The organism is Streptomyces sp. NPDC050856 (assembly GCF_040653855.1).
GTDB lineage: Bacteria > Actinomycetota > Actinomycetes > Streptomycetales > Streptomycetaceae > Streptomyces.
The window spans coordinates 373,566-398,705 of the sequence record NZ_JBFAGV010000001.1; the positions used below are offsets into that span (position 1 = coordinate 373,566).

The 25,140-nt window shown below is 74.5% G+C and carries 22 protein-coding genes and 1 tRNA gene; 8 read left to right on the forward strand and 15 right to left on the reverse strand.

The window, feature by feature from the left end; translation table 11 throughout:
* Positions 1 to 14 precede the first annotated feature (14 nt).
* Entirely contained in the window at positions 15 to 1,250 is a 1,236-nt protein-coding gene (locus tag AB0H53_RS01710) for a styrene monooxygenase/indole monooxygenase family protein (protein WP_362105493.1), read from the forward strand.
* On the opposite strand, the gene AB0H53_RS01715 is transcribed toward AB0H53_RS01710, so the two are convergent.
* The 4 genes from AB0H53_RS01715 to AB0H53_RS01730 all read right to left on the reverse strand — a co-directional run bounded on the left by AB0H53_RS01715 (position 1,223) and on the right by AB0H53_RS01730 (position 4,585).
* A complete protein-coding gene (locus tag AB0H53_RS01715; RefSeq protein WP_362105496.1) occupies positions 1,223 to 2,506 on the reverse strand; it encodes an NlpC/P60 family protein in 1,284 nt (427 codons plus the stop codon). The genes AB0H53_RS01710 and AB0H53_RS01715 overlap by 28 nt on opposite strands.
* Before the next feature lie 77 nt (positions 2,507 to 2,583).
* Entirely contained in the window at positions 2,584 to 2,877 is a 294-nt protein-coding gene (locus AB0H53_RS01720) for a hypothetical protein (protein ID WP_362105499.1), read from the reverse strand.
* A gap of 10 nt (positions 2,878 to 2,887) precedes the next feature.
* Entirely contained in the window at positions 2,888 to 3,610 is a 723-nt protein-coding gene (locus tag AB0H53_RS01725) for a TetR/AcrR family transcriptional regulator (RefSeq protein ID WP_362105502.1), read from the reverse strand.
* Between the two features lie 39 nt (positions 3,611 to 3,649).
* Positions 3,650 to 4,585 (reverse strand): diiron oxygenase, encoded by a 936-nt coding sequence (locus AB0H53_RS01730; RefSeq protein WP_362105505.1) that lies wholly within the window; start codon positions 4,583 to 4,585, stop codon positions 3,650 to 3,652.
* A gap of 169 nt (positions 4,586 to 4,754) precedes the next feature.
* Between AB0H53_RS01730 and AB0H53_RS01735 the strand changes: the two genes are divergently transcribed.
* A complete protein-coding gene (locus AB0H53_RS01735) occupies positions 4,755 to 5,861 on the forward strand; it encodes a ferritin-like domain-containing protein (RefSeq protein WP_362105508.1) in 1,107 nt (368 codons plus the stop codon).
* A 162-nt stretch (positions 5,862 to 6,023) separates the two neighbouring features.
* On the opposite strand, the gene AB0H53_RS01740 is transcribed toward AB0H53_RS01735, so the two are convergent.
* From AB0H53_RS01740 to ligD, 9 genes are all read right to left on the reverse strand, one after another.
* Complete coding sequence (locus AB0H53_RS01740) at positions 6,024 to 7,526, reverse strand: penicillin-binding transpeptidase domain-containing protein (protein ID WP_362105510.1); 1,503 nt, start codon at positions 7,524 to 7,526, stop codon at positions 6,024 to 6,026.
* Complete coding sequence (locus tag AB0H53_RS01745; protein WP_362105513.1) at positions 7,523 to 8,905, reverse strand: FtsW/RodA/SpoVE family cell cycle protein; 1,383 nt, start codon at positions 8,903 to 8,905, stop codon at positions 7,523 to 7,525. The genes AB0H53_RS01740 and AB0H53_RS01745 overlap by 4 nt, the downstream gene beginning before the upstream one ends.
* 248 nt (positions 8,906 to 9,153) lie before the next feature.
* Positions 9,154 to 10,347 (reverse strand): HAMP domain-containing sensor histidine kinase, encoded by a 1,194-nt coding sequence (locus AB0H53_RS01750; protein ID WP_362105656.1) that lies wholly within the window; start codon positions 10,345 to 10,347, stop codon positions 9,154 to 9,156.
* Between the two features lie 83 nt (positions 10,348 to 10,430).
* Positions 10,431 to 11,168 carry a hypothetical protein gene (locus tag AB0H53_RS01755; protein WP_362105516.1) on the reverse strand — a complete coding sequence of 246 codons (738 nt, stop codon included), beginning with the start codon at positions 11,166 to 11,168 and terminating at the stop codon, positions 10,431 to 10,433.
* A 157-nt stretch (positions 11,169 to 11,325) separates the two neighbouring features.
* The gene (locus AB0H53_RS01760) at positions 11,326 to 11,571 is read right to left on the reverse strand and encodes a zinc-ribbon domain-containing protein (RefSeq protein ID WP_362105518.1); all 246 of its coding nucleotides are present in this window, start codon (positions 11,569 to 11,571) and stop codon (positions 11,326 to 11,328) included.
* Complete coding sequence (locus tag AB0H53_RS01765; protein ID WP_362105520.1) at positions 11,568 to 13,736, reverse strand: PBS lyase; 2,169 nt, start codon at positions 13,734 to 13,736, stop codon at positions 11,568 to 11,570. Before AB0H53_RS01765 ends, AB0H53_RS01760 begins: the two co-directional genes overlap by 4 nt.
* A gap of 961 nt (positions 13,737 to 14,697) precedes the next feature.
* Complete coding sequence (locus tag AB0H53_RS01770) at positions 14,698 to 15,600, reverse strand: DNA ligase (RefSeq protein WP_362105523.1); 903 nt, start codon at positions 15,598 to 15,600, stop codon at positions 14,698 to 14,700.
* Between the two features lie 159 nt (positions 15,601 to 15,759).
* Positions 15,760 to 16,641, reverse strand: a complete 882-nt coding sequence (locus AB0H53_RS01775; RefSeq protein ID WP_362105659.1) for a sulfurtransferase — start codon at positions 16,639 to 16,641, stop codon at positions 15,760 to 15,762.
* Positions 16,642 to 16,766: 125 nt separating this feature from the next.
* Complete coding sequence (gene ligD, locus AB0H53_RS01780) at positions 16,767 to 17,660, reverse strand: non-homologous end-joining DNA ligase (protein WP_362105526.1); 894 nt, start codon at positions 17,658 to 17,660, stop codon at positions 16,767 to 16,769.
* Between the two features lie 41 nt (positions 17,661 to 17,701).
* On the opposite strand from ligD, the gene AB0H53_RS01785 reads away from it, so the two are divergent.
* Together AB0H53_RS01785 and AB0H53_RS01790 are read left to right on the forward strand one after the other, a co-directional pair.
* Complete coding sequence (locus tag AB0H53_RS01785) at positions 17,702 to 18,784, forward strand: Ku protein (protein ID WP_362105529.1); 1,083 nt, start codon at positions 17,702 to 17,704, stop codon at positions 18,782 to 18,784.
* Positions 18,785 to 18,850: 66 nt separating this feature from the next.
* Positions 18,851 to 19,594: an alpha/beta fold hydrolase gene (locus AB0H53_RS01790; protein ID WP_362105532.1), complete on the forward strand. Its 744-nt coding sequence runs from the start codon at positions 18,851 to 18,853 to the stop codon at positions 19,592 to 19,594.
* A gap of 27 nt (positions 19,595 to 19,621) precedes the next feature.
* Here the strand turns inward: AB0H53_RS01790 and AB0H53_RS01795 are convergent, their stop codons facing one another.
* Complete coding sequence (locus tag AB0H53_RS01795) at positions 19,622 to 20,326, reverse strand: SEC-C metal-binding domain-containing protein (protein ID WP_362105662.1); 705 nt, start codon at positions 20,324 to 20,326, stop codon at positions 19,622 to 19,624.
* A gap of 696 nt (positions 20,327 to 21,022) precedes the next feature.
* Here AB0H53_RS01795 and AB0H53_RS01800 point away from each other — a divergent pair.
* Entirely contained in the window at positions 21,023 to 21,304 is a 282-nt protein-coding gene (locus tag AB0H53_RS01800; RefSeq protein WP_362105535.1) for a hypothetical protein, read from the forward strand.
* A 161-nt stretch (positions 21,305 to 21,465) separates the two neighbouring features.
* On the opposite strand, the gene AB0H53_RS01805 is transcribed toward AB0H53_RS01800, so the two are convergent.
* Positions 21,466 to 21,537, reverse strand: a tRNA-Arg gene (locus tag AB0H53_RS01805).
* Between the two features lie 103 nt (positions 21,538 to 21,640).
* Here AB0H53_RS01805 and AB0H53_RS01810 point away from each other — a divergent pair.
* From AB0H53_RS01810 to lysA, 3 genes are all read left to right on the forward strand, one after another.
* On the forward strand, positions 21,641 to 22,195 hold the full coding sequence (locus AB0H53_RS01810; protein ID WP_362105538.1) for a response regulator: 555 nt from the start codon (positions 21,641 to 21,643) through the stop codon (positions 22,193 to 22,195).
* A gap of 438 nt (positions 22,196 to 22,633) precedes the next feature.
* Positions 22,634 to 23,650, forward strand: a complete 1,017-nt coding sequence (nrtL, locus tag AB0H53_RS01815) for an ArgS-related anticodon-binding protein NrtL (RefSeq protein ID WP_362105541.1) — start codon at positions 22,634 to 22,636, stop codon at positions 23,648 to 23,650.
* Positions 23,651 to 23,665: 15 nt separating this feature from the next.
* Positions 23,666 to 25,057 carry a diaminopimelate decarboxylase gene (lysA, locus tag AB0H53_RS01820; protein ID WP_362105544.1) on the forward strand — a complete coding sequence of 464 codons (1,392 nt, stop codon included), beginning with the start codon at positions 23,666 to 23,668 and terminating at the stop codon, positions 25,055 to 25,057.
* The last annotated feature ends 83 nt before the right edge of the window (positions 25,058 to 25,140 follow it).

Genomic DNA, 25,140 nt, shown 5'->3' on the forward strand with positions numbered 1-25,140 from the left:
GAAGCCCCCTCTCGATGCGGAAGATACTCATCGTCGGAGCCGGCCAGTCCGGTCTTCAGCTCGCCCTCGGACTCCAGTCCCAGGGGTACGAGGTCACCCTGATGTCCAACCGCACACCGGACGAGATCCGGGCCGGCCGGGTCATGTCCACCCAGTGCATGTTCCACACGGCGCTCCAGCACGAGCGGGACCTGGGCATCAACTTCTGGGAGTCGCAGGCCCCGCGCATCGAGGGCTTGGGCATCTCCGTCGCCGCGCCCGACGCCACCCGCGCGGTCGACTGGGTCGGCAGGCTGGAGGGGTACGCCCAGTCCGTCGACCAGCGGGTCAAGATGGCGGGCTGGATGGAGACCTTCGCCCAGCGCGGCGGCCAGCTGGTGATCCACGGCGCGGCCGTCTCCGATCTGGACTACTTCTCGCGGACCTACGACCTGGTGCTGGTCGCGGCCGGCAAGGGCGAGCTGGTGTCGATGTTCGCCCGCGACGCCGCCCGCTCCCCGTACGGCGAGCCGCAGCGCGCGCTGGCCGTCGCGTACGTGCACGGGCTCGGCCCGCGCCCGGAGCACCCGGAGTTCGACGCGGTGCGCTGCAACCTGGTACCGGGGGTCGGCGAGCTGTTCATCATGCCGACGTACACCCTCAGCGGCCGGGCGGACATCCTGTTCTGGGAGGGCGTCCCCGGCGGGCCGCTGGACGTCTTCCAGGGCGTCAAGGACCCCGCCGAGCACCTGTCGCTCACCCTGGAGCTGATGGAGCGGTTCCTGCCCTGGGAGTACGCGCGGACCAGCGGGGTCGAACTGACCGACGCGGGCGGCACCCTGGCCGGCCGGTACGCCCCCACCGTCCGCAACCCCGTCGGCCGGCTGCCCGGCGGCGGCCTGGTACTGGGCGTCGCGGACGTCGTCGTCGCCAACGACCCGATCACCGGCCAGGGCTCCAACTCGGCGTCCAAGTGCGCCGCCGCCTACCTGGCGTCGATCACCGAGCACGGCGACCGGCCGTTCGACGAGGCGTGGATGCGGCGGACGTTCGACCGTTACTGGGAGACGGCACGGCACGTCACCAAGTGGACCAACGCCATGCTGGGCGCGCCGCCGGAGCACGTGCTGAACCTGATCGGCGCCGCCGGGCAGATCCCGGCCGTGGCCGACCGGTTCGTGAACGGCTTCAACGACCCGGCCGACTTCGAGAACTTCTTCTACGACCCGGAGAAGACCGCCGCCTACCTGGCGTCGGCCACCCCCGCCTGACCCTCCTGGGCGCCGGCAGCGTCACCGGTGCCGGCGCCGTACCCCTCGTCGGAGCCGTCCGCCGCTCCGGCGGGGAGCTCCGGCGGGGTGTACGAGCGCAGCGGCCGGGCCGCCGGGTCCGGGCGCACCGCGCCCAGCGGCGGGTTGGCGGCCAGCGGGGACACCTTGACGCGGGCGCCCGGGCGCGGGGCCTGGATCACCAGGCCGCCGCCCAGGTAGATCGCCACATGGGTGGCCTCGGGGAAGTACACCACCAGGTCGCCGGGGCGCAGGGACCGCAGCGGCACCTTGGGCAGGGTCCGCCACTGCTCCTGGCTGGTGCGCGGGATGGCACGGCCCGCGCTCGCCCAGGCCCGGGACGTCAGGCCCGAGCAGTCGAAGGCCCCCGGGCCCTCGGCGCCCCACAGGTACGGCTTGCCGATCTGCCCGGCCGCGTACCGGAGCGCCTCGCCGCCGTCCTCGGACGGGGTGCGCGCGTCGTCGAGCTCGCCGGTGGCCAGCAGCTCGCGCTGGGCGTCGGCCGTCTCGGCCCGTTCCAGCTCCGCCAGCTCGCCGATCTCCTCGTCGGAGAGCGAGGCGAGCAGTTCCTCGACCTCCTTCAGCCGTGCCGTCACGCTGTCGCGGGCCGTGCGCCGCCGGTCGGCCAGGGCCTGCTGCCGGTCCAGGGCCCGGCGGGCGGCCGTCGCCAGTTCGTCCGCCCGCCGCTCGCCGCGCTCCAGCCGGGTCACCGCCGCCGCTCGCTCGCGCGCCGCCCGGCGGACCAGGTGCCCCTGGTCCAGGGCGTGCTGCGGGTCGCGGGCCAGCAGCAGTTGCAGGGAGGAGGAGAAGTCCAGCCGACCCTGGTACTGCGCCCGGGCCAGCCGCCCGGCCTCCGCCCGGCCGTGCGCCAGCGCGTCGCGGGCCCGGGTGAGCTCACCGGTGAGCCGCTTCGTGGCGGCGCTGTGCGCCCTCAGCTCCTCCTCGGCGGCGTTGTACGCCTCGGTCGCCGCCTCGGCCTGCCGGTAGAGGGTGCGCAGCCGGCCGAGCAGCCCGGCGACGGAGGACCGCTCCCCGGCGGTGCCGGGCGCGGGTCCGTCCGCCGGTCCGGTGGTGGCCTCCGCCGACGGTCCGGGCGTCGACTCCGCCGGCGGCTCGGCGGCGGGGGAGGAGGGTGTGGGCGCGGGCCCGGGGGCGGCCGTGGCGGGCGCGAGGGACGTGACGGGGAGCGCGGCGACCAGTACCGCCGTGCAGATGGAACGCAGGAGTGGTCCTGACACATCATCACCTCCGTCCGCATTCATGCGGCGGCGGATGATACGACTAACTCACGACTGGTGCGAACGGCCCAATCCGGTCACCCGCCGTGGGGGCCGCCACCGCTCCGCCGGGGTTTCGACCAGGGCCACTTCGGCCCGCGCGGCCCCCGGCCCTCCGGGACGTACTCGTACTTCCAGCCGCGCTGGATGCCGAGCCGCTTGGTGTGGCCGGCCGGGACGCGGCGGTAGGCGTGGACGGTGGGCGGCCCGCCGTCGGCGGCCGGGACCGGGATCTCGTACCACTTGGGCGGGTGTCCGGTGGCGCCGGTCAGGACCGGCAGGGCCTGCCCGTCCAGCGGGCCGCCGCAGAAGGGGGTGTTCTCGCTTCGCACGGGAACAGTGTCACAGCAGATGGGCCGCGTCGCCCAGCACGGGGGCCACCCGGCGGGCCAGCGTCCCCACCGGCCCCTCGGGCGTCTCCAGCGACAGCAGCGCCGCCATCACCTCCGCGGTCCGCGGGTCGGTCGCCGCCGTCGCCGCCAGCAGCGCGACCAGGTGGTCCACCAGCCAGGAGCGCAGCTCGGGGGCGGGCGGCCGCTTGCCCTCGTCCAGCCAGATCAGCGACGCGGCCTCCACCGCCGCTATCCAGGTGCGCACCATCATCCGGAGCCTGGGCCCCGGCTCCGGCACGCCGAGGTGGATCAGGATCTGTTCGGCGGCGGCCCGTCGCACCTCGTCCACGATCGCGGTGGCGCGGGAGGTCTCGGCGACGCTGCCGCCCCGCAGCAGCGCGCTGAAGCCGGTGTCGTGCCCGTCCACGAAGGCCAGGTAGCGGTCGAGGACCCGGGTCAGCCGCTCGGTGGGGGGACCGGCGGGCGGCTCGGTGAAGCACGACTCCAGCTCGTCGGCCGCCGACCGCAGCGCCGCCTCGTACAACTCCTGCTTGCCGCCGGGGAAATAGCGGTACACCAGCGGCCGGGAGACGCCGGCCGCCTCGGCCACGTCGTCCAGCGAGACCTCCTCCGGGGCCCGGTGCGCGAAGAGCGAGAGGGCGACGCCGAGGAGCTGGCCGCGGCGCTCCTCGACGCTGAGCCGCCGGTACGCGGGCGTGGCGGGACTGGTCATGCCCGCAGCGTAACTCCGCGCCCCGCGCCGCGGGTCCCCTCAGGCGAGGAGTCCGGAGCTCTTCCACAGCCGGCGCCCCGGGCCGCGCAGCACGCCTATGTCGTCGAGGAAGTCCGTCAGCCGCCGGGCGCCGGACTGCATGACCTCCCGGCGGTGGCCGCTCGCCCTGACCTGGGCGACCGCCTCGCGCCGGTCGAGGCCGACGTTCTCGTACACCTGGGGGTTGACGAAGCAGACGGAGAAGACCCGGGCCGCCTCGCCGCAGCTGATCCTGGTGAACTCCTGCTCCCAGCGCGGCGCCGTCACCATCTGGCGGCGCAACTCCTCGCGCGCGTACCGGACATGGCGGGCCTCCTCCACCACGTGGATGCGGGTGACCCCGCGCACCAGGGTCTGGACGCGCTCGTCCGGGAAGGTCAGGCGCTGCATCCAGTCGAGGATCTCCTCGCCGAGCAGGGTGGCCGCGAACGACCCCGGGGTGGTGGAGACGGTCTTCAGGACGCGGGCCATGTTGTGGTACCGCCGCGGTACGGGGTAGGCGGGCGCCCCGCCCTTCTGGATCATCCGGGCGAACATCATCGAATGGCGGCACTCGTCGGCGATCTCGGTGAGGGCGTAGCGCACGTGGTTGCTGGTGACGGACTTGTCGTAGATGTGCCGCACCAGCAGCTGCATCAGGATGATCTCGAACCAGATGCCGAGGGAGGCGAGCGACGCGGCCTCGTGCCGGGCCAGGTCCATCCGCTGCTCCTCGGACATCCTCCGCCACAGCGGGGTGTCGTAGAGCGAGACCAGCTCCGGGGGCCAGAACCACTTGCCCTCCTCGGCCGGGGCGTCCCAGTCGAGTTCCTCGTCGGGGTCGAAGGAGTGCTTGGCCGAGGATTCGAGCAGGCGCTGGGCGACCTGCTCGCGGTCCCGGAGCGGGCCGAGCGCGTCGCTGAGCAGACGTATGTCGCGTCCGGTCACGGTCGTCATGGCTGAGGGCACCTCGCGCAGTTGGGTTACCGGGGGTCATCCCTTATAAGACTGCTTGTCAGCAAGGCCGTCAATCCCCCGCGCGCCACTTGTTGACCCGGCGTCTACCAACGTGTGAGCCTGCCCCTCATCCGTACGTTCGCGGGAACGAGTGGGCAAAGGAGCCGCCGTGCCGACGCAGGACCTCTACGCCAAGGACCCCGGAGACCCGATCTGGCAGGTGCCGGCCACCGGTTCGGCCCGCTTCAACTGGGAGTACGACGAGGGCCGCGACCGCCTGCTGGCCCTCTACCAGAAGGGCAAGGACAAGCAGTGGGACGGCGCCAAGCGCATCGACTGGGAGCTCGAGGTCGACCCGTACGACCCGCTGGGCACCCCGGACGAGTCGATGTCGCTGTACGGGACGCGGCACTGGTCGAGGATGACCGACAAGGACAAGGGCGAACTGCGCAGGCACTACGCGTCCTGGCAGTTCAGCCAGTTCCTCCACGGTGAGCAGGGCGCGATGATCTGCGCGGCCCGGATCGTCGAGTCGGTCCCCGACATGGACGCCAAGTTCTACTCCGCCACCCAGACGATGGACGAGGCCCGGCACGCCGAGATCTACGGCCGCTTCCTCCACGAGAAGATCGGGATGCTCTACCCGATAAACGACAACCTCCAGGGCCTGCTCGGTGACACCCTGCGCGACTCCCGCTGGGACATGCCCTACCTCGGCATGCAGGTGCTCATCGAGGGCCTGGCGCTCGCCGCGTTCGGGATGATCCGCGACACCACCGACAAGCCCCTGCCCCAGCAGATCCTGGCGTACGTGATGCAGGACGAGGCCCGCCATGTCGCGTTCGGCCGGATGGCGCTGCGCGACTACTACCGGCAGCTGACCGACGCCGAACTGCGCGAGCGTGAGGAGTTCGTCATCGAGGGCTGCTACCTGATGCGCGACCGGCTGCGCGGCGTCGAGGTGCTGGAGAACTTCGGCATCGGCCGGAAGGAGGCCGAGGAGTACGCGGAGAACTCCGAGTTCCTGCACCTGTTCCGCAAGCTGCTGTTCAGCCGGATCGTGCCCTGCGTCAAGGACATCGGCCTGTGGGGCGAACGCCTCCAGCGGGCGTACGTCGACATGGGCGTCTTCGAGCTCGGCGACTCCAGCCTCGACCTGCTCATGTCGCAGGACGAGGAGATCGCCGAGCGGCTCGACCGTGAGCGCTTCGCGGCCGAGGAGGCCGAGCGGGTGGCGGAGGTACGGGAGGCGATCGCGGACGGCGGCACGGCGTGAGCCACCGGCCGGCTCCGGGCGGGACGCGGTGCGGCCCGGCCGTCCGGCCCGCCCCCGGGCGCCCAGGGCCTCGCCCCGGGCTCGCCGCCAGGAGGGGGGCCGCCACCGGTCCGGGCGCGGCGAGTACGTCCGCGAGTACCGGGGCGCCGGACGTCCCGCGCGCTACCCCTCGCGGCGCAGCGCCTCCTCCATCACCGACCGCGCGATGGGCGCCGCGCTGCCGCCGCCGCTGATGTCCTCGCGCTCCGCCGACGCGTCCTCCACCACCACCGCCACCGCGACCGCGGGCTGCCCGGCGTCCCGCGCCTGGGCCCAGCCGATGAACCAGGCGTACGGCGTGCCCGTGTTGCCCACGCCGTGCTGGGCGGTGCCTGTCTTGCCGCCGACCCGCGCGCCCTCGATGGCCGCCTTGCTGCCGGAGCCGCCCTCCACCACGTCCACCATCAGCCGGCGCAGCCGCAACGCCGTCAGCGGCTCCATGGCCCGCTGGTAGGGGCGGCGCGTGGTCTGCGACACCACCGTGCCGTCCGGCCTCGTCGTCCGGTCCACCAGATACGGGTACGCCAGCTCCCCGCCGTTGGCCACCGCCGCGGCGACCATCGCCATCTGCAACGGGGTGGCCGTCGTGTCGTACTGCCCGATGGCCGACAGGGCGAGCTGGTCCGGCGTCATACGGCGGTCGAAGTTGGACACCGCCACCCGCGAGGGGATGCGCAGCGACGAGTCGTTGAAGCCGAACCTGGACACCGCGTCCAGCATCCCCGCCGGCCCCACCCGCACGCCCAGGTGGGCCATCACCGTGTTGCACGACCAGCGGATCGCGTACGCCAGTGAGGCACCGCCGCAGCCCTTGGCCTCGTCCGGCAACCGGGTGCGGGTGCCCGGCAGCAGGTAGGGGTCGGGCGCGCCCGCCGGGGCGTCGACGTCCGTCACGACGCCCGCGTCCAGCGCCGCCGCCGCTGTGACGATCTTGAAGGTGGAGCCGGGCGGGTAGGTCTCCCGGATGGCCCGGTTGAGCATCGGCCGGCCGCGCGCCGCGTTCAGCCCGCTCCACGCGCCGCTCACCCGCGCCCCGGTGCCGGACAGCAGCCCGGGGTCGTACGAGGGGCTGCTGACCAGCGCCAGGATCCGGCCGCTCGACGGCTCGACCGCGGCGACGGCCCCGCGCCTGCCGTCCAGGCCCTCGTAGGCGGCCCGCTGCAACGGCGCGCTGATGGTGGTGACCACGTCCCCGCCGGGCCGCCGGGCGCGGCTGAAGTCGTGCCACAGGGGGAAGGGGCTCAGCAGCGCGCTGGTACCGGAGAGGATCGCGTCCTCGGCGTTCTCGACGAGGGTGGTGCCGTAGGTCTGGGAGGCGTACCCGGTGACCGGGGCGTACAGCGGCCCGTCGGTGTACGTGCGCTCGTAACGCAGCGCCTGGCCGGTGTCCTTGGAGCCGGTGACCGGCTCGCCGTCGACCACGATGTCCCCGCGCGGCTGCGCGTAACGCGCCATGACCAGGCGCCGGTTGGCCGGGTTCTGTTCCAGGGACGAGGCCTGGAAGACCTGGACGCGGGCCGCGTTCCCGAGCAGGGCGACCAGCAGCAGCAGGCACAGCACGGCGGCGCGCCGGACGGTGGAGGTCCCCCCGGTCCGGGCGAGGTCGAGGGACGGCGGGAGGCTCACCGCACCCCCTCCGCCAGCGGGGCGGGAGCGCCGGGCACGGCGGGCCCGGGCAGCGGGGCGCGGGCCGAGTCGCTGACCCGGATCAGCAGCGCCACGATGATCCAGTTGGTGACGACGGACGAACCGCCCTGCGCCAGGAACGGCATCGCCATGCCGGTCAGCGGGATCAGCCCCATCACCCCGCCCGCGATGACGAACACCTGGAGCGCCACGATGGAGGCCAGGCCCACGGCGAGCAGCCGGCCGAAGGGGTCCCGCAGGGCCAGGCCGGTGCGGTAGCCGCGGGCCACCAGCAGGGCGTACAGCAGGAAGAAGGCCGTCAGCCCGGCCAGCCCCAGCTCCTCACCGGCGGTGGCGAGGATGAAGTCGGACTTGGCGGCGAAGCCGATCAGGGTGGAGTGCCCCAGGCCCAGGCCGGTGCCCAGCACCCCGCCGGAGCCGAAGGCGAACAGCGACTGGGCCAGCTGGCCGGGCCCGCGGCCCGCCTCGATCGACGCGAACGGGTCCAGCCAGTCCTGCACCCGTGCCGCGACGTGCGGTTCGAGGTCGCCCATGGCGAACGCGCCGAGCGCGGCCAGCAGCAGCCCGGCGGTCACCCAGCCGGTCCGGCCGGTCGCCACGTACAGCATGATCACGAAGAGGCCGAAGAAGAGCAGCGAGGTGCCCAGGTCCCGCTCCAGCACCAGCACCCCCACACTGAGCAGCCAGACCGCCACGACCGGGCCGAGGACCCGGCCGGCGGGGAACCGCAGCCGCCAGACCCGGCGGCCGGTGAGGGTGAGGGCGTCCCCCTTGGCGGCGAGGTACGCGGCGAAGAAGACGGCCAGCAGGATCTTGGCGAACTCGCCCGGCTGGAACGACAGCCCCCCGACCCGGATCCAGATCCTGGCGCCGTTCACGGCCGGGAAGAAGATCGGCACGCTGAGCAGGAGCAGCGCGGTGGCGACACAGAGGTACGCGTACCGCTGGAGGACCCGGTGGTCGCGGACGGCGACGACGACGCCGATGAACAGCCCCACGCCGAGGGTGGACCACACGAGCTGGGTGGGCGCGGCCCGGTCGGCGGGGGTCTCCAGGTCGAGGCGGTAGATCAGGACCAGTCCGAGACCGTTGAGCAGGACCGCGATGGGCAGGGGGAGCGGATCGGCGTACGGGGCGCGGAGGCGGACGGCGAGGTGGGCGAGCAGGGCCAGCAGGCCCAGGCCGGCCCCGTAGCCGGCGGCGTCGGGCGGGACCTCGCCGTTCCTGGCCAGCCCGACGCCGATGTAGCCCTGGACGCAGATGAGGACGGCGCAGAGGAGGAGCGACAGCTCCACGCCGCGACGCCCGGCCAGGCGCGGCCCGGGCGGGCGCGCGGCGTCGGCCCTGGTGGCGGTCATGGACCGCAACGTAGCAAGCCGGGCAACGAATGTCCTTTATGCCCGGGTGTCCCGTCCGGTGGTGCGAGTGGGTGCGCGGGGCGGCGCGGGCGCGGTGCGCCCGTACGGGTTCGGGCGCGCGGGCCCGCGCCGTGGCGCCCGCCGTGCGGGTCCGGGGCCGTGCGGGTTCGGGGCGCGGACCTGGCCGGGGCACCGCCGGGCGGATGCCGGGCCGGGGGCCTCCGGGAGGGCGGCCGTGGCCGGGCGGTTCAGCCGGGCGGTTCGGCCTGCCCGGCGCCGGGCAGGGCCAGGCGGGCCTCGGCACCGCCGTCCGGTGCGTTGCCGAAGGTCAGCTCGGCGCCGATGACCGCCGCCTGGCCCGCCGCGATGGTCAGGCCCAGCCCGTGGCCCTTGCTGCCGCTCTCGGTGCGGAACCGCTGCGGCCCGTGCTCCAGGAGGTACTCCGGGAATCCCGGCCCGTGGTCGCGGACGGTCAGCACCGGCCCGTCCACGGTCACGACGACCGGGGGGCGCCCGTGCCGGTGCGCGTTGGCGACCAGGTTGCCCAGCACCCGTTCCAGGCGCCGCCTGTCCGTCTCCACCCGGGCGTCCCTGACGACCCGTACCTCCGTCCCGGCGCCGGCCGCCCGTATCGCCCGCTCGGCCAGCGGACCCAGCGCGTGCACGTCCAGGTCGACCTGCTCGGTACGCGCGTCCAGCCGGGAGATCTCCAGCAGGTCCTCGGTCAGCGCGCGCATCGCCCGCACCCGGTCCCGCACCAGTTCCGATGGCCGCCCCGGCGGCAGCAGCTCGGCCGCCGCCGACAGCCCGGTCAGGGGTGTGCGCAGCTCGTGCGCCACGTCGGCGGTGAAGCGCTGCTCGCTGAGCAACTGGCGCTGGAGCGAGGACGCCATGGTGTCCAGCGCCCCGGAGACCGTGGCGACCTCGTCCTCGGGGCGCGAGGGGTCCCTCGTCCGGGGATCGTGGACCCGCGCGTCCAGGTCGCCCGCGCTGATCCGGCGCGCCACCTGCGCCGTCAGATGCAGCCGGCGCGTCACCCGGGTCACCGCGAACGCGCCGACCAGCAACGTCGCCCCGATCGCCAGCACCGACGAGCCCACGATGGCCTGGTCCAGGCCGCTGATGGTCTGCGCGCTCAGCGAGTAGTCCACGCGCACCGCCAGCGCCCGGCCGTCGGCGGGCCCGGCCGCCCACATGGTGGGGCGCCCGGCGTCGGCCGCGACCATCGTGCCCCGCCGGCCCCTGAGGGCCAGGTCCCGCAGCGAGGGCGGCAGGCCGCTCGGATCCACCCCGGCGAACGGCGGCAGCGGCTCGCCCGCCTCGTAGGCGTGGGTCACCTCCTCCAGCCGGTCCAGCGCCTTCTCGCGGGCGGTGTCCACGGTCTGCTGGGTCACCGAGACATGCACCAGGATGCCCAGCAGCGCGGCCAGGGCGCAGCACATCACCGTGATGAAGACGGCGGCCTTCCAGGTCAGGGTCGCCGTCCAGGCCGGCACGCGCAGCCGGCGCGGTCGCCCCGCGCGCCTCACCGGGACCCCGCCGGCGGGGAGGGAGGCGGGGCCGAGGGCTCCGACGGGGACGTCGGCGGGGGGACCGGCTTGACGCGGACGATCTCGTCCCGGGTCGGCAGCATCGTCCGCTGCTGGGCGTCCCACGACCAGGCCGTGCGGTACTCGTAGCCGGGGATCCCCGCCGACACCACCCGGACGACCAGGTCCCGGCCGGCGAGCTCCACGCTGACGATCTGGTCGACCGTGGACATGATCCGGGTCAGCCCGCCCCTCTCGGGGGTGTAGCAGCGCAGCCCGAGCTGCTGGTCGGGCATCCTGATGCCGACGATCAGCTCGTCCCGGCCGTCGCCGGTCAGGTCCCGGTAGTGCGGCGGGAGGACCGGGCACGCCTTCGGCTTCCTCCGGCAGTCGGAGATCTGCCGTGCCGTCTCCGCGTACAGCCCGTCAGCTCCGCTGTACTCGCCGGGGTGCGCCGACGCCTCGGCCCGCACGACGGCGACCGGGTCGACCTGGTGGACGTCGCCGTCCGGCACCGCGACGCCCGGAACCCGCTCGGTGTCGCTCTCGCCGTAGTCGATCGGCGGCGAGGTGATCGGCGGCAGCGTGGGCCACAGCCGGACCGGGCCGGTGGCCGTCGGGGTCGGGCCCGCGCTCTGGAGCTCACCCGCGTTGTCGCAGCCCGACAGCAGCGCGACGGCCACCGAGGTCGTCAGCAGGAGCGCCGCTCGCGGGGCGGGACGGTGGCGGATCACTGGGCTCCTGCCTGGGTCGGATGGTCGGTCGTCCCGTAAACCCTAAAACCTTATTCACGGGGAAGTCCTATTTGTCCATCCGGTGGACCGTCCGGCACCGGGCACCGGCGGGCGACGGCGCCCCACCGGGCACCGGCACCGCACCGGCCCCCGCGCCTCAGCGCGTCCCCGAGCCCTGCGCCGCCATCCGCTCGGCCTGCTCCGCCGTGACCCGCTGCTCGGCACCGCAGAACGAGCACTGCGTCAGGTACTTGGTCGACACCGGGAACAGCGGGACGAAGAACAGCGTGAACTTGGTGACCCGCTTGCGCAGCGTGTGCGCCGCCGGGTTGCCGCAACGGCCGCACACCAGGGTGAGCACCGCCAATGAGTACAGGTAACCCTTCGTACCGAAGATGATCACGAGGCGGTCCCTCTTCCGCAGTGGCCCAGTGCCCGGCGGCACAGGGCCAGCAGCTTCTCGTCGTGGTGGATGTCGTGGTCGCCGGAGCTGCCCTCCGCGACGTTGTGGCGGCGCGGGCGGGCCAGCTCGGACCGGAGCAGCGGCGCGGCCTCCGGTGCCACCGGGCCCAGCTCCGCCAGGCACTCGGCGATCTCCAGCCGGGTGTACCGGTTCTCCCTCCAGGCTGCCACGAGTACCGGCAGCGCCTCACGGGCGTCCCCGGTCACCCGGCTCAACGCCACCCCCGCGTCCACCCGCAGCCACAGGTCCTCCGACGCCAGACAGGCCCGCAGCTCCGGCGCCGCCGCCACCGCCGCCCCACCGATCGCGCCGACCGCCCAGGCCGCCTCCCGACGGTCGTGCACGTCCGGCGCCAGCAGCAGCGCGCGCAGCCTCGGTAGCACCGGACCGGCGTCGCCCTCCACCGCCCACAGGGCGCGGGCCGCCGAGGCCGCCAGTCCCACCGAACCGTCGCTCAGCAGGGCCCGCAGGTCACCCACCGCCTCACCGGCCGCGGGCCCGAAGGCGGTGATCGCCCGCAGGGCCGAGTCGACCACCCACTGGCGGCGGAACGCCGGAGCCCCGCGCAGCACCCGCAGCACCTCCGGCAACGCCTCCACGGCCCGCATGTGTGCCAGCGCCAGCAGCAGCGGAGCCGCCTGTTCGCTCAGCTCGTCGTCGAGCGGCAGCTCGCCCAGCCGCCGGCACAGCAGGGGCACCAGCGGGGCGCCGGCGTCCGCGACGTACGGGATGGCGTACGCGAGCCGGCTGTTCAGCTCCGGCTCCGCCAGGGCCCGGGCCAGTGCCGGTACCGCCCGCGGGTCACCCGCCCGGGTGAGCGCCAGCAGCGCGCTGCTCACCCCGTACCGGCCGCCGGTCCGGTCCGGCGCCCAGGGGGCCGGGTCCTCGGCCACCCGCGCCGCCAGCGCGTCGGCGGCCGGCCGGGCCAGCCCGAACAGCCCCTCCAGCCAGGCCGCCGCCGCCTCCCGCAGCCGTGGCTCGGGGTCGGCGAGCTGCGCCCCGACCAGGCGCACCACCTCGTCGTACGCGCCGCGCCAGGTCCGCACCAGCCCCCCGCACATCCACACCGCGTCGGCCCGCTGCTCCCAGTCGGGACTGCGCAACTGGGCGGTGAGCAGGGCGATCCGGTCGTCCACGCGGTCGTCCAGGGCGCCGTGCAGCGTCCGCAGCAGGTCGTCCGCCCACGCGGTGCCACGGCCCGCCCGCTGCTCCTCGCGCGGCTCACGGAAGGGGCTCCTCCCCGAGCCCGGCCGAGCGCCGTCCACCAGGTCCGCCGGGTCGAAGCCGTCGACCAGGTCCAGCGCGTCGAGGCCCTCCAGCGCGTCGGCGGGCCGCCACCCGTCAACGGTCAGCGCCGCGCCCCGCACCCCGCGCCGCAACTCCGCCAGCAGCCCGGTCACCGTCACCACCACGTCCCGGGGCAGCCGCGCGGGCGCGCAGCGCGCGAGCTGCGCCAGCGACGCCAGCCGCAGCGACGGGTCCTGGGCGGCGCCCATCAGCCACTCCAGCCAGTCGACGATCTCGTCCCGCATCGACTCGTACCGCAGCGCTATCCGGCCCACCGCCTCGACCAGCGCCAGCCGCACCTCGGAGTCCGTCTCCACGGTGAGCCGCTCCCGGAGCATCAGCAGGACCCGGGTGGGGTCGCGGTGCAGCGAGGCGAGCGCGCCGGGCGCCGCGAGCCGCACCTCGCGGTCCTCGTCGTCCAGCAGACCGAAGAACACGTCGGCACCGGCGGCGACGGCCGCGGCGGCCATGGCGTAGTTCGCGGCGTCCTCGAACTCGGCGCCCTCCGGGTCGAGTTCGTCCACCTCGTCGTCACCGCACAGGTCGATGCAGCCGATGCTGGTCAGCAACTCGACGATGCAGCCGCGGTCCAGGACCTCCGGGTCGGCCACCAGCTCCAGCAGGAACGGGATGCAGGCGAGGGTCGAGTCGTACACATCGCCCTGGTGGTGCACCGCGCCGTACATCCCGTCCAGCGCGCTCTCCCGCTCCGCCGGGTCCGCCGACGCCAGGCCGCGCAGCAGCGCGGGAACGTCGTCGGCCGGACCGTAGGCATGACCCAGCGAGGCCCAGTCGACCTCGTCGATCCCCGTGAACATGCCCATCCCTCCCCGCGAACACTGCACTTCGGGGCAATAGTGCACCACACCACCGCCGACGATGACCCGGCAATCGGACAGGGCCGGTTGTCCCGTCCCGTCCCGCTTGTTGCCCTGTGGGCAACCCGTCGCGGCCCCCGCCGAGGCGGCCGCGCGGACGCCCGCACCGCGTGTCCCACCGGCCCGGCGGCCCTGCCGGTCCCACCCGGTGCCGGTGGCCCGGAGGCGCCGGGCGCGGCGCGGTACGCGGGGCAGAGCGGCCGGATCAGTCTGCTGGCCGCCCGCCGCTCGCCCGCTCCCGCCCACCACTGCCGGGGCCGGCGGGCTCCCGGCCCCGCCCACCGCTCGTGCCCCGTCCGCCCCCCGCTAACCCAGGAGGAACCGGGGCCGCGCCGTCCGGCCCCCGGTCCGCCCGCGAGGACCCGGCCCGTCCGGCCCGCCCGAGCGACGGCGCGGGCGGCCCCGGGCCGGCAGCGGCCACCGCACCGGTGCCGGTGCCCGTGCCGCGGCGGTGAAGGGCCCGGCAGCGGTACGGCGCTCCGGCCGGGACCCGCGCCGGGGGGCGCGTACCGGGCCGGTGCGGGGGTTGGCGTCCGGCGACGTCACGGGAGCGGTACGGCACCGGTGGGGCAGCCGCCCGGCGACGTCACGGAAGCGCGCGGCACCGGTACGGGAGGAGCCCCGGCCGCGGCACGGGCATGCTCCCGGCACCGGCTGTTACCGGCCACCCGGCCGCCGTCCGGTGGGGTGGCCGCGCGGCCGGGTGGCCACGTGCCGGCCGCCGGCGCGGGGCCTTGACCGGCCGTACGGAGGTGTCCCGGCGCCCCCGGTGGCCACCGCTCCGGCGCCGGGCGGGCCGGCCGCGCGCCGTGGTCCGTCCGGCCTCGCGGGACGGCGGGATTCCGACCCCTGGGCCCCCCGAAGGAGGGACGGCGGGGCCGGCCCGGCCGCCGTCCCCGCCTCACCCCTCCGGCCGCACCCGCACGAACCGGGCCGTCTCATGGCGGCCCGCCGTCTCCCGGAGCTCCACGGGCAGCGGCCGGGTGAGCATCCGCACCGGCCCGTGCTCGGGATGCTCCCGCCGCTCGCCCAGGCGGTCGGCCACCAGGTCGCCGACCTCCCGCGACTGCAGGGGCGTCAGCCGCGGCGACGTCTTCACCGTCCGGCCGTCAGGCAGTTCCACGAGCAGCGCCCGCGGGCGCTGCTGCGGTCCGAACACCCCGAGCAGGGCGCCGTCCCGGGTGTCGGAGTGCCGGACCTTCCGCCACGACCAGGTACCGCCCGCCCGGTACGGCGAGTTCAGCGCCTTGGCCACGATCCCCTCGACGCCCACCGCCCTCATGTCCCGGAACCAGACGCGGGCGGTCCCCTCGTCCACCGTGGCCAGCACCCGTTGCAGGGGCGGGCCGGTCTCCCGCAGGACCGCGCCGAGGAGTTCCCACCGCTCGCGCAGCGGCAGTGCCCTGACGTCCCGGCCGGGGACGGCGAGCACGTCGAAGGCGATGTACGAGACGGGCACCCCGGCGCGCTCCCGGTCGGCGCGGGACCGCAGCAGGTCGGTGAAGCTCAGCCGCCCCTCCCGGTAGGCGCACAGCTCTCCGTCGAGCACGGTCCCGGCGGGCAGGTGCTCGCGCAGGTACGCGCCGACCGTGGGGAAGTCGCCGCCGAGGTCCCGCCCGGAGCGGGACTGGAGGAAGACCCGGCCACCCTCCAGGACGAAGGCGAGCGCCCGGAAACCGTCCAGCTTGACGGAGTACTGGAACCCTCCCGGCACGCTGGACTGCCCCGGGATCTCCTCCGCCCGGCGCGGACGCATCACGGCGACGGGTGGCCGCAGGACCACGTGCGACGGGCTGTCGTTCATGCATCCAGGGTCCGCCGCCCGGCCGCCGGGGCGGGGAGGGCTCGCTGGTGCGCGGACTCTGTCACCGGGACAGCGTCACGGGGGTGCGGACATCGCCGCTCCCACGCCCGGGCCGGGCGTGGGAGCGGCCGGGGCCGAGGGCCCGCGCGGACCCGGGCTTCAGGTTCCGGAACCCCGCCCGGCGTCCCGTCCATCGTCCCGCCCGTCGTTCAAGCCCGTCACGACCGGCAGCCCCGACGAGGGCAGACCCCACTCGCTCCAGGACCCGTCGTACACCGCGAGGTCGTCGTACCCGGCGAGCTCCGCCCCCAGCGCCAGTACGCACGCGGTGACGCCCGACCCGCAGGTCAGAACCAGTTTCCGCCGCTCGCCGGCGGCCCCGGAGAACACCCGGCGCAACTCCCGGACCGGGCGCATCAGGCCGTTGTCCTGGAGCTCGCCGAAGGGCAGGCTGACCGCCCCCGGCATGTGCCCGGCGCGCAACCCGGGGCGGGGCTCGGGGGCCGTGCCCGTGAACCGCTCCCGGGCGCGGGCGTCGAGGACGGCCGAGGCGGGGTCGGCCAGCGCCGCCGCCACCCGGCCGCTGCCCACCAGGAGCCCGGGCCGGGGGCGGGCGGTGAAGTCACCGCGCGGCCCGGTGTACCGCGCCGCCGCGCTCTCCACCGGCAGCCCGGCGGCGGTCCAGGCGGGCAGGCCGCCGTCGAGTACCGCGGCCCGGTCGAAGCCCATGGCGCGCAGCATCCACCAGGCGCGGGCGCTGGAGTGGATCCCGGCGCCGTCGTGGACGACGACCGTGCTGGTCTCGTCGAGCCCCAGCGAACGCAGCTCCCGGGTGAGGTGGTCCGCTCCCGGCATGGTGTGGGGCAGCGGCGAGGTGGGGTCGGACAGCGCCCCGTCGATGTCGAAGGGCCGGGCCCCGGGTATCCGCCGCCGGGCACCCCGGTGAGCGCCCACCGACGCGTCGAGGACCACCAGCCCTGGCTCCCCGAGCCGCCGCGCGAGCCAGTCGGCGCCGACCAGGGGACCGGGAAGGGGGCCGATCACGGTGTGTCCTCCGGGGGTCAGGGGTGCGGGCGGATGATCACCGAAGCACCGGCGGCACCGGCTGTCAACGGCGCTTCGGCACCCGGCCGGCTGTGCGCGGCGCTCCGGCACCCCGCCGGCCGTCAGCGGCGGCTCGGCACCCGGCCGGCGCCGTCCGCGTCGATCAGGGGCGCCAGCAGGTCCCCGTACCGCTGGAGGCGCGGACCGACGTCCGCCAGGAGGAACACCAGCTCGGACGGGTCGTCGCAGCATTCGACCTCCTCCCACGTCACCGGGGTCGAGACGGCGGGCTGCCGGCGGGCGCGCAGGGTGTAGGGGGCGGCCGTGGTCTTGGCGGCGGCGTTCTGGCTGTGGTCCACGAACACCTTGCCGGGGCGCAGCGCCTTGGTCATCCGGTGCACCACGAGCGCGGGGAGGTCCGCCTCCGCCTCCACGGCGAGCTCCTTGGCGTACGCCGAGACCTGCCCGGAGGGGGTGGGCTCCAGCGGCACGTACAGGTGCAGTCCCTTGGCGCCGGAGGTCTTGGCGTAGGCGTGCAGCCCGTCGGCCGCCAGCCGTTCCCGCAGCCAGACGGCGACCCGGCAGCACTCCACCACGGTGGCGGGCGGGCCGGGGTCGAGGTCGAGGACCAGCCGGTCGGCCTCGGCCGGGGCGCCGGCCCGCCACTGGGGGGTGTGCAGCTCGACCACCAGGTTCGCCGCCCACATCAGTGCGGCGAGGTCCTGGATCACCACTTGGCGGGCGTTCTTGTCCTCCGACCGGGGGACGGCGACGGACTTCACCCAGGCGGGTGTGCCCGGGGGTGGGTTCTTGGTGAAGAAGAGCTGGCCGTCGGGGCCGTCGGGGTAGCGGAGGAAGGACAGCGGGCGGTCGTGGAGATGCGGGAGGAGGCTGTCGGCGACGGTCGCGTAGTAGTGCAGGACCTCGCCCTTGGTGGTGCCGGTGGCCGGATAGATGACCTTCTCCAGGTTGCTGAGCGCCAGGCGCCGCCCCGCCACCTCTGTGATCGGCGTCATACGATGAGACTCCCACGATTTCGGTACGAAAGGTACGAACCGTGCGATCCATCTGGAACGGCGCGATTTCGTTCGGACTGGTCAGCATTCCCATCAAGCTGGTCAACGCGACCGAGAACCGGTCCATCTCCTTCCGGCAGATCCACACCGAGGACGGTGGCCGGATCCGCTACCGCAAGGTGTGCGAGCTGGACGGCGAGGAGGTGCCGACTGCCGAGATCGGCAAGGCGTACGAGGAGTCCGACGGCTCCATGATCCCGATCACCGACGAGGACCTGGCCGCACTGCCGCTGCCCACGGCGAAGACGATCGAGATCGTCGCGTTCGTACCGGCGTCCCGGATCGACCCGCTCCAGATGGACGCGGCGTACTACCTGTCGGCGAGCGGTGTGCCGGCCGCGAAGCCGTACACCCTGCTGCGTGAGGCGCTCAAACGCAGCGACCGGGTCGCCATCGCCAAGTTCGCCCTGCGCGGCCGGGAGCGCCTGGGCATGCTCCGGGTCGTCGACGACGTCATCATCATGCACGGACTGCTGTGGCCGGACGAGATCCGCCGTCCGGAGGGCGTCGCGCCGGAGACCTCGGTGACCGTACGGGAGGCCGAACTGGACCTCGCCGACGCCCTGATGGACACCCTCGGCGAGGTCGACCTGGACACGCTGCACGACGACTACCGGGAAGCCGTGGAGCAGATGATCGCCGCCAAGGCGGAGGGCGTCCCGGAGGCCGCGCCGGCGCCCAGGGCGGAACCGGGCGGCCAGGTCATCGACCTGATGGCCGCGCTGGAGAACAGCGTGCGCGCGGCGAAGGAGGCACGCGGCGAGGAGACCCCCGACGCGTCGGTCACCGACCTGTCGGCCCGCCAGCAGCCACCCCGGTCGGCGGCGACGCCCAAGGAGAGCGGTACCAAGAAGTCGACGGCGAGGACGGCCGCGAAGAAGACGGCGTCGGGCGCCTCCTCCGCCCGCAAGACCACCTCGAAGGCGTCGGCGGGCGGCAAGGCGGCGGAGAAGAAGTCCACGGCAAGGAGGACGACGGCCAAGAAGACCCCGCAGAAGGCGCCGGAGAAGGTGGGGGAGAAGACCCCGGAGAAGAAGACCCCGCCGCGCAAGCGCTCCGCCTGACCGCGCGGCGCCGTCCTCTAGGGTGGAGCCGTTGTGGAGAGACCCGCCGGTCAGAGGAGGATCCGCGTGAGCGCGTGGATACGCAACTTCCACCCCGCCCCCCGAGCGCGTGTGCGGCTCTTCTGCTTCCCCCACGCGGGCGGCGCCGCGAGCGCCTACTTCCCCTTCTCCGCGGCCCTGTCGGGCGAGGTGGAGGTCCTGACCTTCCAGTACCCCGGCCGGCAGGACCGGCTGGCCGAACCGCCGCCGACGGACCTCGACAGCCTGGTCGAGGCGTGCCTGGCCGAGCTCTCCCCGTACACGGCCGAACCGTTCGCGCTGTTCGGACACAGCATGGGCGCCGTCATCGGCTACGAGGTCGCCCGGCGCCTGGAGTCGGCCGGCCGCGCCCGCCCGGCCGCGCTGTTCGTCTCCGCCCGGCAGGCCCCGGCGCTGCCCTGGCCGCCCGAGGGCCTGTTCCCGGAGGACGGGCCGGACGACGACTGGGTCATCGGCGAGGCCCGCCGGCTGGGCGGGATCGATCCGGCGCTGCTGGACGAACCCGAACTGCGCCGGCTGACCCTGCCCGCCCTCCGCGCCGACCTGCGCGCGATCTTCGCCCACACCCACCGTCCGGGACCCCGGCTGACCTGCCCCCTCACCGCCCTCACCGGTGACCGCGACCCCAGTGTGACCGTCGCCGGCGCCCGGGCCTGGCACAGCGAGACGACCGGCCCCTTCGACCTCCATGTCTTCCCCGGCGGCCACTTCTACCTGAACGACCAGCTCCCCGAGGTGACCAAGCTGATCGCCACGTCGTTGCCGGAGTGACGGCGGGGACACCGCTGCCAGCGGCGCCTACGGTGACGTGGGCATCCTGCCGGGCCGCCCCCAGCGGTGCACGCAGCGCTTGAACTTCCGGCCGCTCCCGCAGGGGCAGGGCGCGTGCGCTCCGGGGCCCGGTGGCCGAGCGGGAAGTCCAGCAGCGGCGACTCGGCGATCCCCGTCGTCAGCCCGAGGTCGTCCAGCACCCAGCGCGCGTCGGCGAGGTCCCGCTGGAGCCGGTCCGAGGCCAGGACGACGGGGTCGGCGGCCTTCCGCGCGACCGTGGGCGTCAGGGCGCGGGGGTGGGACACGGTCGGCCGCAGCGGGTGACGGGCGTACTGCTCGAACTGGTGGGACCGCGCCGGGTCGACGGCCCGGACAACGGTGTAGGTGGTGGAGGACCCGTAGCTGGGGTGGACGGCGTCGCAGAGCCACTCGTAGACGTCGACGACATCGGACTCCGGGGTGCGCCTGGCCGGCTTGTCCAGGTACGTCATCACATGGGTGCTCGGCACCTTCGGGGGCCTGCCCTGCCCCTGTCCGGCGCGCGTCGCGTACTGCGGGCGCAGGACGTCGCAGTTCAGGCGGTCCATGAACTCCGCGAGCGACCCGGTGGTGGGGCGGCCGGCCCGTTTGTAGGCGTCCCACACCCCGATGAGCTTCGGCACCTCCGTGGACAGCGCCGCCGCCCCCTCCAGCAGGGAGCGCGCACACGCGGCGGCGACCAGCGGGTTCCACCGCTCGATCGCGTCACGGGCCGCGACCGCCAGCTCGGCACCGCGCCACAGTTGCGTGAGCCACCAGGAGCCGAGCCGGGTGTAGAGGTCGGAGAGGGCGAAGGTGATCAACCAGTCCGGCGAACCGAGCGGTGCGCTCTGGCGCAGGAACGGACTGGCCTTCCCGACAACCCGCCCGTCGTCGGTGACGCGGGTGGTGTACGTCCACGGCGCGTCCGGATCCGCCGAGTGCAGCAGGCGCAGCAACTCCAGCCCGGCCGCGTCCGGAGCCGGCGCGGTGAGCGGGACGGGCAGGTGGACGACTCCGCAGGTGTACTGCGGCGCGGCATCCGCCAGAGCCGCCAGCCGCTCCACCCCGGCCTCGACCCGAAGCGCCCGCTCGCCACCGAGCGCCTCCACCACAAGTCCGCTGAACGCCAAACGATTTCGCCCCCCCCCGGCCGGAATGGTAGGCGGCGCCCGGGGGCGGGCCCGCCGGGCCCGGGACCGGGGGAATACGACGGCCACAGTTCGCGCGCGACGCTAGGCTTCGAGCCCCTGGACCTGCCCGGGAGCTCTCGCCGTCGAGGGGCCGGGCGGGAACGGGCGGCGGGGTCCCGCTGCTTGCCCAGGGGGCAACGAGCGGGTGGGCTTCACCGGGTCGGTTCCTGCGTCGGCCCTCGGAATGAAACGGCGCCTTGTGATCTTGGGAGACGGTATGGGCTTGCTTGTGGTCCTCGATGAAGCGGTGGCCGCTCTCAAGGCTCCGCTGAGGGAGGACGACCGGGCGCAGGGCTGGAACGACGATCTCCGAAGAGAGGTGCAGGAGGAGATATCGATCAGTCGCTCAGTGCTGCGTCGCCACGGGCTGGGGATGGCACGGCACTTGCGTCCTCGCTTCGACGAGTGGATGGAAAACGAGGGCGTGCGGCCCGGACGCCTCCGGGACCTGGTGGGCAACGTGCAGCGGTCGCTGGTGGAGGCCCGGGCCAAGGCGTGAGAAGCGCCCGCCGGCCCGGCCGTTCGTCGTCTGCCGCCAGTCCGCGAAGTTCACGGACCTCGGCATACGGCCGCTCCGGGCGGCATACGGCTGCACATACGCGAAGACCCCGGCCTCAGCGTTTCCGCTGGTGACGGGGTCTTTGGGCACCTTCTGCAAGGTGCCCCCGGCAGGATTCGAACCTGCGCACACGGCTCCGGAGGCCGTTGCTCTATCCCCTGAGCTACGGGGGCGTCCGCCGCGTTCGGCGGCGACGGGTAGAACCCTACCAGCTCCCACGGGGTGGCTGTGAACAGGGATTTCCGCCGGGTGGCGGGGTGCTGTCGCTCGCGCGGGGTGGAAGTGGGCAAAACCCGGACGCAGGGGCGGAGCGGGTCCTACTCTCGAGTTGTGTCAGGCGTGTCCGGCCGGGTGCTCGTCGTGGACGACAACAAGGTCATCCGGCAACTGATCAGGGTCAACCTCGAGCTGGAGGGCTTCGAGGTCGTGACCGCGGCCGATGGTGCCGAGTGCCTGGAAGTCGTGCACCAAGTCCGCCCCGATGTGGTCACTCTCGATGTCGTCATGCCCCGGCTCGACGGGTTGCGTACCGTCGCCCGGCTTCGGGAGGACGCGCGGACCAGCGGGCTGCCGGTCGCGATCATCAGCGCGTGCACGCCCAACGAGCTGGAGTCCGGGCTCGCCGCCGGTGCCGACGCCTTCCTCGCGAAGCCCTTCGAGCCCGCCGAGCTCGTGCGGCTCGTCCGGGAGCTGGCACGCCGGGCGAACGGCCGCGCCGCCGCCGACGACGGCCCTGGCGAAGAACCCGAGGCCGGTCACGGCGTGGACGCCGCGCGTGGCGCCGGCCCGGGCGGGCCCAACGCCGGGGCGGCCCCGAGCCCACGCGGTTGACACTCGGCTGCCGGCCGCGCCACCCGGCCGCCCGGCCCCGTGGCCGGTGTGCCCAGGCAGGGCCGAGCCCTGGTGGCCGGCGGACGCAGCCGGCCCCTCCCATGCGTGTCCGGGGCCCCGGCCGGCGCCCAGGACCTCGCTAGCAGGGCCGCCCCGGCCGGCTCGACCGGAACCAGCACCCGCGCCGCCCCCCGTCCACCCCGTTCCCGTCCCGGCCACCGCCCTCGCGCCACCGGACCGCGCGACGATCCGGCGCACCCGCCCCGGACACCGCCCCGGATCCCAGGTCCCGGCCTCCGGCGCCGGACCGGCCGCCCCGGAGGCGTCACCGGTTCCGGCCCCGCCCCCGCCCCGTCGGCGCGTAACCCGTCCGCTCCCCGGTGCCCGCATCGCGAAACCGGTTCCGTGCAACCACCCCTCCTCCCATACGCTTGTCCCGTGACCCCCGCGGACCTCTCCCTCACCGTGCTGCGTGCCGTGCGCCGCGCAGTCGGCGAGGGTGTGCTGCCGGCCGGGGCAGTGGCCGCGGCCGGTGTCGCGGAGCGGGTCACGGTGGAGCGTCCCCGGCCCGGGGGGCGGGGGGACTGGGCCACCAACGCGGCACTCCGGCTCGCCCGGCCCGCCGCCCTGCCGCCGCGCCGGGTCGCCGAGATCCTGCGGGCCCGGCTCGACGGTGCCCCCGGCATCGAGCGCGTCGACATCACCGGACCCGGGTTCCTCAACTTCACCCTCCGCCCCGACACCGCGCGGGCACTGGTCGGCCGGATCCTGGCCGAGGGCGAGCGGTACGGGCACGGGGACGCCCTGCGCGGTACGCATGTCACCTTCCGGCCGGGCCACGGGCCGCGGGCCGCCGTGGTCACCGCGACCGTGGCCGCCCTCCTGCGCGCCCAGGGCGCCCGGGCCTCCGTCGGCCCGGACGGTACCGAGACCCTCCGCCCGCTGCCCGCCACCGGGCCCGTGCCGAACGACGACGCCGGCCGCTGGGCGCTGCTGCGGCCCGCCGCCCACGACCGTGTCCTGGAGCGCGCGCCCCTCCTCGTGCAGACCGAGGCCAACGGGCTGTTCACCGTGCGGTACGCGCACGCCCGCGTCCGCGCCCTGCTCCGCAACGCCGCGCAGCTCCACCTCACCGCTGCCTTCGATGACGACCCCGCCCACGAGGACGACCCCGCCCACGAGGACGACGTCCACGCCGCGCGCCTGCTCACCGCTCTCGGCGACCACCCCGCCGTGCTCGAAGCCGCCGCCCGCCTTCGCGCCCCCGACCGGGTCGCCCGGCACCTGGAGGCCACCGCCGACGCGTTCCTGGGGTTCCAGCACACCGTGCTGCCCCTCGGGGACGAGAAACCCTCGGCCGCCCACCGCTCCCGGCTGGCCCTCGCCGAAGCCGCCGGAACGGTGCTCGCCGGCGGTCTGGCCCTGCTCGGCATCAGCGCCCCTGCCTACCTGTGACCCTGTGAGAGAGACATGAGCCGTTCCGCACACCCCGCCGGGCCCCGTCACGGGGACGTCCTGCCCGAGGGCCACTACACCGCCCCGCCCGCCGACCTCAACCGTCTAGACGAGAAGGTCTGGTCCCGCACGGTGGCCCGCACCGCGGACGGCGTCGTGACCGTCGGCGGCATCGAGGTCACCCGGCTGGCCGAGGAGTTCGGCACCCCGGCCTACTTCCTGGACGAGGCCGACTTCCGCGCCCGCTGCCGCGCCTGGGCCGACGCCTTCGGCCCGGACGCCGATGTCTTCTACGCCGGCAAGGCCTTCCTGAGCAGGGCGGTCGTCCGGTGGCTCAAGGAAGAGGGACTCAACCTCGACGTCTGCTCCGGCGGTGAGCTGGTCTGCGCCCTGGACGCCGGTATGCCCGCCGAGCGCATCGCCTTCCACGGCAACAACAAGAGCACCGAGGAGATCGAGCGGGCCGTCGAGGCCGGCGTCGGCCGGATCGTGCTCGACTCCTTCCAGGAGATCGTCCGCGTCGCCCACATCGCGCAGAGCAGGGGCAGGCGCCAGCGCGTCCAGATCCGCGTCACCGTCGGGGTCGAGGCGCACACCCACGAGTTCATCGCCACCGCGCACGAGGACCAGAAGTTCGGTATCGCGCTCGCCGGCGGCCAGGCGGCGGAGGCCGTCCGCCGCGCGCTGAAGCTGGACGGGCTGGAGCTCATCGGCATCCACTCGCACATCGGCTCGCAGATCTTCGACATGGCCGGTTTCGAGGTCTCCGCCCGCCGGGTCGTGCAGCTCCTCGCCGCCGTCCGCGACGAGCACGGGGTCGAGCTGCCCGAGATCGACCTGGGCGGCGGCCTCGGCATCGCGTACACCTCCGACGACGACCCGCGCGAGCCGCACGAGATCGCCAAGGCGCTCAGTGAGATCGTGACCCGGGAGTGCGAGGCCGCCGGGCTGCGCACCCCCCGGATCTCCGTCGAGCCGGGACGCGCGATCGTCGGCCCGACCGCCTTCACGCTGTACGAGGTCGGCACGGTCAAGCCGCTGGAGGGTCTGCGGACGTACGTGAGTGTCGACGGCGGCATGTCGGACAACATCCGCACCGCCCTGTACGACGCCGAGTACTCCGTCGCGCTGGTCTCGCGGGCCTCGGACGCCGAGCCGATGCTCAGCCGGGTCGTCGGAAAGCACTGTGAGAGTGGCGACATCGTGGTACGGGACGCCTTCCTCCCCGCCGACGTGGCGCCGGGCGACCTGGTCGCCGTACCGGCCACCGGCGCGTACTGCCGATCCATGGCCAGCAACTACAACCACGCACTTCGCCCGCCCGTCGTCGCCGTGAGGGACGGCGAGGCGCGGGTGATCGTCCGGCGTGAGACGGAGGAGGATCTCCTGCGTCTCGATGTCGGTTGATGAAATAGATGTCTCAGGATCCGGACGGTGGGCCAGAAACCCCCGTCCGGTGAGTGAGACTGGTCGCACGCCAAGCTGTAAGA

Coding starts and splice junctions, on each gene's coding strand:
- AB0H53_RS01745 (WP_362105513.1), bottom strand. CDS start 8,905: ATGACCGCCACCAGGGCCGACGCCGCGCGCCCGCCCGGGCCGCGCCTG.
- AB0H53_RS01765 (WP_362105520.1), bottom strand. CDS start 13,736: ATGTTCACGGGGATCGACGAGGTCGACTGGGCCTCGCTGGGTCATGCC.
- AB0H53_RS01800 (WP_362105535.1), top strand. CDS start 21,023: ATGGGCTTGCTTGTGGTCCTCGATGAAGCGGTGGCCGCTCTCAAGGCT.
- lysA (WP_362105544.1), top strand. CDS start 23,666: ATGAGCCGTTCCGCACACCCCGCCGGGCCCCGTCACGGGGACGTCCTG.
- AB0H53_RS01730 (WP_362105505.1), bottom strand. CDS start 4,585: ATGACGACCGTGACCGGACGCGACATACGTCTGCTCAGCGACGCGCTC.
- AB0H53_RS01750 (WP_362105656.1), bottom strand. CDS start 10,347: ATGTGCTGCGCCCTGGCCGCGCTGCTGGGCATCCTGGTGCATGTCTCG.
- ligD (WP_362105526.1), bottom strand. CDS start 17,660: ATGACGCCGATCACAGAGGTGGCGGGGCGGCGCCTGGCGCTCAGCAAC.
- AB0H53_RS01710 (WP_362105493.1), top strand. CDS start 15: ATGCGGAAGATACTCATCGTCGGAGCCGGCCAGTCCGGTCTTCAGCTC.
- AB0H53_RS01725 (WP_362105502.1), bottom strand. CDS start 3,610: ATGACCAGTCCCGCCACGCCCGCGTACCGGCGGCTCAGCGTCGAGGAG.
- AB0H53_RS01770 (WP_362105523.1), bottom strand. CDS start 15,600: ATGAACGACAGCCCGTCGCACGTGGTCCTGCGGCCACCCGTCGCCGTG.